The sequence below is a fragment of the Paenibacillus sp. 2TAB19 genome, assembly GCF_052115185.1.
Classification (GTDB): Bacteria; Bacillota; Bacilli; order Paenibacillales; family Paenibacillaceae; genus Pristimantibacillus.
Map to the genome: position 1 here is coordinate 1 of NZ_JBFRGE010000141.1, position 8,230 is coordinate 8,230.

7 protein-coding genes are annotated in these 8,230 nt (G+C 49.6%); 3 read left to right on the forward strand and 4 right to left on the reverse strand.

Going from position 1 to position 8,230, the window contains the following annotated elements; genetic code table 11:
- The 4 genes from AB4Z33_RS29885 to AB4Z33_RS29900 all read right to left on the reverse strand — a co-directional run.
- On the reverse strand, positions 1-664 hold a 664-nt coding region (locus AB4Z33_RS29885), incomplete at its 3' end, for an ABC transporter permease subunit (RefSeq protein ID WP_442053395.1).
- Positions 657-1,685 (reverse strand): ABC transporter permease, encoded by a 1,029-nt coding sequence (locus AB4Z33_RS29890; protein WP_442053396.1) that lies wholly within the window; start codon positions 1,683-1,685, stop codon positions 657-659. The genes AB4Z33_RS29890 and AB4Z33_RS29885, both read right to left, overlap by 8 nt.
- A 4-nt stretch (positions 1,686-1,689) precedes the next feature.
- Positions 1,690-3,204 carry a sugar ABC transporter ATP-binding protein gene (locus tag AB4Z33_RS29895; protein ID WP_442053397.1) on the reverse strand — a complete coding sequence of 505 codons (1,515 nt, stop codon included), beginning with the start codon at positions 3,202-3,204 and terminating at the stop codon, positions 1,690-1,692.
- Positions 3,205-3,291: 87 nt separating this feature from the next.
- Positions 3,292-4,302 carry an ABC transporter substrate-binding protein gene (locus AB4Z33_RS29900; protein ID WP_442053398.1) on the reverse strand — a complete coding sequence of 337 codons (1,011 nt, stop codon included), beginning with the start codon at positions 4,300-4,302 and terminating at the stop codon, positions 3,292-3,294.
- 283 nt (positions 4,303-4,585) lie between these two features.
- Here AB4Z33_RS29900 and AB4Z33_RS29905 point away from each other — a divergent pair, with 283 nt between their 5' ends.
- The 3 genes from AB4Z33_RS29905 to AB4Z33_RS29915 all read left to right on the forward strand — a co-directional run.
- Complete coding sequence (locus AB4Z33_RS29905) at positions 4,586-6,385, forward strand: histidine kinase (RefSeq protein WP_442053399.1); 1,800 nt, start codon at positions 4,586-4,588, stop codon at positions 6,383-6,385.
- A gap of 7 nt (positions 6,386-6,392) precedes the next feature.
- Positions 6,393-8,036: a response regulator gene (locus AB4Z33_RS29910; protein WP_442053400.1), complete on the forward strand. Its 1,644-nt coding sequence runs from the start codon at positions 6,393-6,395 to the stop codon at positions 8,034-8,036.
- A 1-nt stretch (position 8,037) separates the two neighbouring features.
- Positions 8,038-8,230: hypothetical protein (locus AB4Z33_RS29915; protein ID WP_442053401.1), on the forward strand; the 193-nt coding region annotated here is incomplete at its 3' end.

Consider the following 8,230-nt stretch of genomic DNA (forward strand, 5'->3'; position numbering starts at 1 on the left):
AGCAGAAGCCGCTGAACGTATACACAAAAATTTTGGTCCGCGCGACAGGAAGACCCATGAGCAAAGCCGATTGCTCACTGCCGCCAATCGCATACGTATTGCGTCCGAATCGCGTATAATGCGCCAAGTAGATTGCACCAGCAACTACGAGCAAAGCAATAATAACGCTGATCGAAATGAAGTGACCGCCAGGCATCTTAATCTTCGTCTGCGCAACGCTTGTATAGAAGCTGTTGTCAATCGTTATCGTATTGATACTGATGACATAACAAAGTCCCCGCGCGAGAAACATGCCYGCAAGCGTGGCGATGAACGGCTGGATTTTGAAATAATGAATGATTGCGCCCATAGCGCTTCCGAACAAGCTGCCGATCAGCAGCACTAGCGGAATAACGACCGCCGGAGGCCAGCCTTGCTGCTGGACGAGCGTTGCCGAGATCATCGTCGTTAGCGCAATCATCGATCCGACAGACAAGTCGATGCCCCCGGATACGATGACGAAGGTCATTCCTACCGCCGCGACAATCAAGAATGCGTTGTCGATGAGCAGATTATAGAGCACTTGCATGGAGAAAAAGCCMGTGTATCGGAACGATCCCGCGGCGAACATAAGCCCCAGCAAGCAGACGGTTATCACAATCGGCAAATATTGTTTCTTAAGCATGGCGCTTCACCTCCTGTTCGAGCGGATACTTGCGCATTTTGAACCGCTGCACGAGCGATTTGCGGAATGCCTCCGATTGAACTAGGCAAACGATTAGAACGACGATTGCTTTCACGACTAACGTAATCTCTGGACGAACGCCAATAATATAGATCGTTGTCGTGAGCGTCTGAATAATGAGAGCGCCGATGACGGTGCCCATCAAGTAGAAACGTCCGCCGTTCAGCGATGTGCCGCCAATAACGACGGCAAGAATGGCATCAAGCTCATACCATAACCCTGCATTATTGCCGTCCGCGCTGGATACGTTCGAGCTTAGCAGCAGCCCGGCAACCCCTGCGCATAATCCGCAAAATACATACACGGCGAACATGACTGCGCGTGAGCGAATGCCCGCCAGACGGCTGGCAGTCGGATTGCCGCCGACCGATTCAATGAACATGCCAAGCGCCGTACGCCTGGTGAGCAGCGCGGCCGCAAGCAGAACGATGAGGACAACATAGATGGAGAATGGCAAAGATCCTAATGCTCCTGCACCAATGTAGTTATACGTGCTGCTATTCACGGTAATAATCTGTCCGCCCGATATGAGCTGCGCAACACCGCGTCCCGCAACCATCAGAATCAACGTGGCAATAATAGGCTGAATGCCGAATACAGAGACGAGCAAGCCGTTCCAAAGGCCTAGCACAACCGAAACGAGCAGCGCAAGAGCTACCGCAAGCATGACAAGACTGAGCCCATTCTGATCCGATCCTTTGCTGATTAACAAACAAGCGATTGCTCCTGATATGGCGACGACAGAACCAACGGACAAATCAATGCCTTTGGTTGCGATAACAAGCGTCATTCCGATTGCAACCAATATAAGCGGCGCGCCGAAATTCAGAATGTCGATTAAGCTGCCGTACATCTGCCCATTCCTCAGCTCGATTCGGAAAAATGCCGGCGAATACAACAAATTGAACAGCAACAATGCACCGAGTACGGTCAGCGGCCAGAATAAGTGATGCTTTACCATTCTCTTAACCTCCTGCGATGGCCTGCATCACTTGCTGCTGGCTCATTTCATCATCTGTCATTACTTTTACGACATGCCGATCGCGCAATACCGCGATTTTATCGCTGACGCGCAGCACCTCCTCAAGCTCCGAGGAAATGAACAGCACCGACATTCCCTTCTCTGCTAGGGAGAGCACAAGCTTCTGAATTTCAGCCTTAGCTCCAACATCAATGCCTCTCGTTGGTTCATCCAGAATAAGCAGCTTCGGCTCGGTTAGCAGCCATCTAGCTAGAATGACCTTCTGCTGATTGCCGCCGCTTAAGTTTTTGACGAGATGCTCCGGATTGGGAGGGTTAATGTTAATCACCTTGATATATTCGTCCGCAATCTCATCCTGCTTCTTGCGGCTAATGGTCTTAAACCATCCACGGCTCGCCTGCATAGCCAATATAATGTTTTCTCTTACGGTCAGCTCTTCTATGATGCCTTCCGTCTTCCGATTCTCCGAGCAAAATGCAATCCCGTGATCGATCGCTTGTCTAGGCGAAGCAATGGCCTTCGTTGCGCCTTGCACCGACAGCATGCCCTGATCGGAGCGATCCGCGCCGAACAACAGCCTTGCAAGCTCCGTTCGGCCAGAGCCGAGCAGCCCGGCTAGCCCGACCACCTCGCCATTGTGAATACGCAAATCAAACGGTTCAATCGCTCCTTTTCGACCTAGCCTCAGCGCTTCTGCCGTTACTTGTGACAGCTCTTTGCTTGCAGAACCGTGGGCCTTCGGCAATTGCTCAAGCTCGATGAACGCCTTGCCAATCATCTTCGATACGAGCTCTATACGGCTCAGCTCGGAGGCTGCATATTCACCGATAAACTCCCCGCCGCGGAGAATGGTAATGCGATCTGATATTTCATACACTTGATCAAGGAAATGCGTGACGAACAAGATGGCGAGCCCTTCGGACTTCAACTTGTTCATGACCTGGAACAGCTGCTTTACCTCATTGCGATCAAGGCTTGAGGTTGGCTCATCCAGAATAAGCACTTTCGCCGATATATTAAGCGAACGCGCGATAGCGATAAGCTGCTGCACGGCTACCGAATACGCATTCAGCGGCTTTGTTACGTCGATATGAAGATGCAATCGTTCCTCCAGCAGCTTTTGGGCTTCCGCGTGCATCTGACTCCACCTGATTTTCCCGAAACGCCGCGGCTCTCTGCCGATGTAAATATTTTCCGATACAGATAAGTTAGGGCATAGATTGACTTCTTGATAGACGGTGCTAATGCCAGCAAGCTGCGCTTCCAACGGACTGTTGATATGCACGGATTTGCCTGCAAGCTGGATTTCTCCATTGTCTATGGAATAGACGCCTGTAAGCACTTTGATCAGCGTCGACTTGCCAGCTCCGTTCTCCCCCATTAATGCGTGAACCTCGCCGGGAAACAATCGAAAGCTTACGTCCGTAAGCGCCTTGACCCCTGGAAACTGTTTGTGTATGCCGCTCATGGCCAGAATCGGCTCTTGTACCTTCTTCATCGTTGCTTCCCCCTTCTATGGAGAAAAAAGCCACCCGCATCCGTCCAGCATGAGAGTGGCTTATCTCTAATCTCTATCCCGTAACGGTTAGTATTTGCGGTCAGGCAATGCTGCCTTCGCTTCCTCGGATGTGAATACGCCTTCTTCTGTCACAATGCGTTTGTCAATTTCCTTGCCTGCAAGAACGTCGTTAACCGCTTGCATCAGTTGTGGTCCAAGCAGCGGGTTGCACTCGACGATGAAGTTGATCTTTCCTTCGCTCGCCGCAATGAAGCCGTCCTTCACGCCGTCAACGGAGATGATAATAATGTCTTCGCCCGGTTTAAGTCCTGCAGCTTCGATCGCTTGGATAGCGCCCAGTGCCATATCATCATTGTGTGCATATAACACGTCGATATCTTTATGCGCTTTCAGGAACGATTGCATAACCTCTTTCCCTTTTGCACGAGTGAAGTCGCCTGTTTGCGAAGCGATCACTTTCAACTTGGAGTTGCCTTTAATGATCTCTTCGAAGCCAGCTTTACGGTCGATCGCAGGCGCTGAACCCGTCGTGCCTTGCAATTCAACGATGTTCACATCTTCAGTCGCATCCTTGAACTTATCGGACAGCCATTGACCAGCGCGGCGTCCTTCCTCAACGAAGTCCGAACCGATGAACGTTACGTACAACGAAGTATCCTTCGAATCAACGGCGCGGTCCGTTAGAAATACGGGGATGCCAGCATCCTTCGCTTCCTTAAGCACCGTATCCCAGCCCGATTCGACGACCGGCGAGAACGCGATGGCGTCTACCTTCTGCTGAATATAAGAACGGATTGCTTTAATTTGATTTTCTTGCTTTTGCTGAGCGTCGGAGAACTTCAGATCGAAGCCCGCTTCCGTTGCCGATGCTTTGATCGATTCCGTATTCGCTGTCCGCCAGCCGCTCTCTGCTCCTACTTGCGCGAAGCCGAGCGTAACTTTTTTGTCCGAACCGCTTGCCGGCTTGTTCTCCCCTTTGTTGTTCGTCCCCTCATTCGAACCGCCTCCGCATGCTGCCGCGAACAACATAAGACCCGTCAGCGCGATGGCCGTTCCAATCTTGCTTGCTTTCTTCATAGTTGTGTAACCTCCCTTTATCATTCACCGTTCTTGCGGTGTGAGGTCATTATAAAACGCTTTCAATCGTGCGAGATACGGAGTTCTATAGGAGTTAGGTTTGATTTATTTGGCAGTTTGCAAGCGGTCACAAAGCATGGTTTGTTTTTATGTTCAAAAAGTGGAATTTTTGGTCATTACTCCTTGAAGCGTAGCTGATCAAGCAGCAATTTGTTATAGTAATGATGAATATCATTTGTAAACGCCTTCATTTAAGCCAATATGAAAGGTTAACACACATACGATGAAGCTGATCCGATGGATCTCATCCAGTCTATGGGCAAAGCTATTGCTTATGTTCATAGCCTTAACGTCCATTCCGCTCATAGTGGTCGGTTTGGTCTCTTATCAGAAGTCTTACAACGCCGTATCCGGCCATAGCAAAGCAGCTACGATGCTTGTCGCAGACCAGCTCGGCCGCGATATCGACGTTTTATTCGAAGATACAGGCAAGCTGCTCGAGCTTGAGCAAAATCCGCAGGTGCTCCATTACCTGTTCTCGCAAAGCGATACATACGAGGACGCGAAAGCAATATTGAAGACGTTCGAGCTGTATCGCGAGACGAACAATTTCGAAAGCGTACTCAATATTACAATGGTCAATCTATACGGCCGGGGAATCAGCGAACGCAGAGGCGTATTTCAGGTCAATGTCAATCCGCTACGAAATCCGCATCTCCAGCATCTATTCAACAATTCCGGTGCGGTACTCATTATTCCGCCCACCGATGCCGATCCGCTCGATCGACTTGACGGCTTCCAATATCCGCAATCGAATGTCATATCGATCATGGCAACCGTCAAGCAAAGAATAACCCATGAGATTATCGGTTTTATCATTATTGATATTAACGATTCYGTCGTCGAGCAATTCTGCAACGATGTTCGCATTGGCAAGACCGGTTTCTTCTACGTCGTCGATCATTCCGGAACGCCTATTTTCAAGCCTTCTACTTTAAATCAAGCAGAAAGCGCGTTGAACACGGTTAACCTGCAGCCCTATATGAATGCGAAGAGTCATCAATTCGTTGATTCGAATAACGGCAAGCCGAAGTTTATCGTCTTCACCACCTCCGAACAGACCGGTTGGAAGATCGTCGGTCTTGTCCCGCTCCAAGAAATTGTCGAAGAAGCGAATGCGATTCGCAGACTTATTATTGTGAGCGTGCTTCTGAGCATCATCTTTGCCTTCACCCTTCATTTCTTCATTACGGCTCGCCTGACGAAGCCCGTGCAAGTGCTCAAGAACAAGATGCGATTAGCGGCTTCGGGATACCTTGAGGTGAAGGTCAGCACGAGCGGAAGAGATGAGATCGCCGATCTTGGCACGAGCTTCAACATTATGCTTGGCAAAATCAAGGCACTTCTCGATCAAAGCATCCGTGAGCAGAAGCAAATTCGCAAAGCCGAGCTGCGTGCGCTGCAAGCTCAAATCAATCCGCATTTTCTTTACAATACACTCGATTCGATCGTATGGATGGCAGAAGCCGGCAAGAACAGCCAAGTTATCCAGCTCGTACAGGCGTTGTCCCGCTTCTTTCGCATCAGCTTGAACAAAGGTCGCGATTGGATCACATTACGTGATGAGCTTGAGCATGTGCGCAGTTATTTGATCATCCAACAAATGCGTTACCGCGATATTTTGGACTATGCCATAGAAGTTGACGAAGAGCTGGTAGACTACTCGATTCTCAAAATGACGCTCCAKCCCATCGTCGAGAACGCACTCTACCATGGGATCAAAAATAAACGCGGCAAAGGTTTCATTAAGGTTACGGTAACAGCAGACTCGTCGTTATTGCTTATTACCGTAGAAGATAACGGTATCGGCATGAGCGCTGAGCGTTTGTCCACGCTGAGAGAGCAGCTTAGCTTGCAGCGGCAGCCGGATGAATCGGGGACGCAAGTATCGGGCGGTTTCGGTCTGCATAATGTCCATCAACGCATTAAGCTCTATTACGGGGAAGCCTTCTCTGTTCACATTGATAGTGTCGACCATGAAGGCACGAAAGTAACCATCTCTATTCCGAAGAAACGAGGATGACGCCGTTATGAAAAAAATTATGCTCGTCGACGACGAAATACTCGTAAGGGAAAGCATACGCGATTGCATTAATTGGGAGAAAGAAGGCTTCATTTATTGCGGAGACGCCTCCGACGGCGAAGTCGCATTGCCGCTCATTGAACAGCTTGAGCCTGATATCCTCATTACCGATATCAAGATGCCGTTCATGAATGGCATCGAGCTTTGTGAAATCGTACGTACCCGAATGCCTGACGTGAAGATCATTATATTAAGCGGGCATGACGAGTTCGAATATGCGAGAGCCGCCCTTCGCGTCGGTGCAATGGAATATTGCCTGAAGCCGGTAAGCGCTGCCGATATCATTAGGCTGCTGCAGGAAACGAGCAAAGTGATCGATAAGGAACGGCAAGAGCGAGAGCAGCGGCTATTGCTCCTTCAGATGCAAAGCAATAACGCAGTCAAGTCGCAGCAAAAGCTGCTAAATGACTTATGCTGCGGTCTCATTGCTACTGCAGAAGCGATGCATACGGCAGCTCAGCTTAACGTAACGTTGCATGCCAAGCATTACGTAACAGCTATTACCGATATTCGAGGCATTGATGGGCGTGAACGGTTAAACGCCGACCTCATTCAAGAAGCGGAACAGTTTATGCTGAGCGAGTTTTCATCACTGCCCATAAAGCTATTGACCTACAAAAGAAGCCAAACGGAGACCGTCTGGCTTCTTAAGGGAAATTCGATTCCGCAGCTTGAAGAGGCGCTCCATTATTTGCAAACGAACCTGAAAGATCAGCTTGAGCATTCATTTCCATGCGCCCTTGGTCTTGGCATAGGCAGCATCCAAGAACGGCTGCAAGGCTTGCATGCCTCCTATCTCGACGCCGAGGACGATAAGCATTGGCGCAGACTTTCGCAGCATAATCGACTGGCGCTATTCCATGCGGCTAGCCGGACGCAACAAGGACAATCGTCAATGCCCGACCGGCAGCGCTTCATCGATTTCCTAAAGCTGGGCTCCGAGCATGAAGCGGCAGAGCTACTTGCTTCACTTACCGACAGCTTGCGTCTTGTCGATTGGAAGGATTCCTTCTATGGCTATTATTTGTTGAATGATTATACGATTGAAGTACTTCAAACCGCGCATGGACTGCATTTCGCCTCTTCCTCCCCTGCCGAGACAATGAAGCAATTCGAGCAGAAGATGAGCATGGTTAGGAGCGCCAATGAAGCATACGCATATTTGCAATGGCTGCTCTCGCAGTACTGGCAATGGCGTTCGGGTGCTGCAGATAAATACTCGGAAATGCTCGAGCAAGTGAAAAGCTATATTGTCAAAAACTACGGCAACGACCAGTTGACGCTGCAGGATGTCGCAGACCATGCGATGGTAAGCCCCAGCCATCTAAGCAAAGTGTTCAGCCAGGAATGCGGCCAAACCTTTATTGAATTTCTAACCCAGACGCGCATTCGCAAAGCGATGGAGCTATTACTGTCGACGAGCTCCAAATCCTACGAAATTGCCCATCGTGTGGGCTATAACGATGCGCACTACTTTTCTAACTTATTCAAGCGGGTTACAGGATTAACGACAACGCAATATCGCAAGCAGCAGTTGCAGGGCAGCGGCTTGCACGCTGAAGGAGCATTACATGAGTTTAGCAGCCTGTAACGTGAAACGGATCAGTATCGTCGGTTTTTGCATGGTCATGCTCCTGCTATTTGCATCGGCTTGTACGGAGGATAACGTGCAGCCCAACAAAGATCTAACACCAAAACCGACTGCGTCCGCAGAAGCTACATCGCATCAATTCGGAATTATCTATCCTATGGCTCATCCTTACTATGAGACGGTAACACAAGCTG

Excerpts from the sequence above, each read along its gene's own strand:
- AB4Z33_RS29890 (WP_442053396.1), bottom strand. The coding sequence starts at position 1,685 with ATGGTAAAGCATCACTTATTCTGGCCGCTGACCGTACTCGGTGCATTG.
- AB4Z33_RS29900 (WP_442053398.1), bottom strand. The coding sequence starts at position 4,302 with ATGAAGAAAGCAAGCAAGATTGGAACGGCCATCGCGCTGACGGGTCTT.
- AB4Z33_RS29910 (WP_442053400.1), top strand. The coding sequence starts at position 6,393 with ATGAAAAAAATTATGCTCGTCGACGACGAAATACTCGTAAGGGAAAGC.
- AB4Z33_RS29895 (WP_442053397.1), bottom strand. The coding sequence starts at position 3,204 with ATGAAGAAGGTACAAGAGCCGATTCTGGCCATGAGCGGCATACACAAA.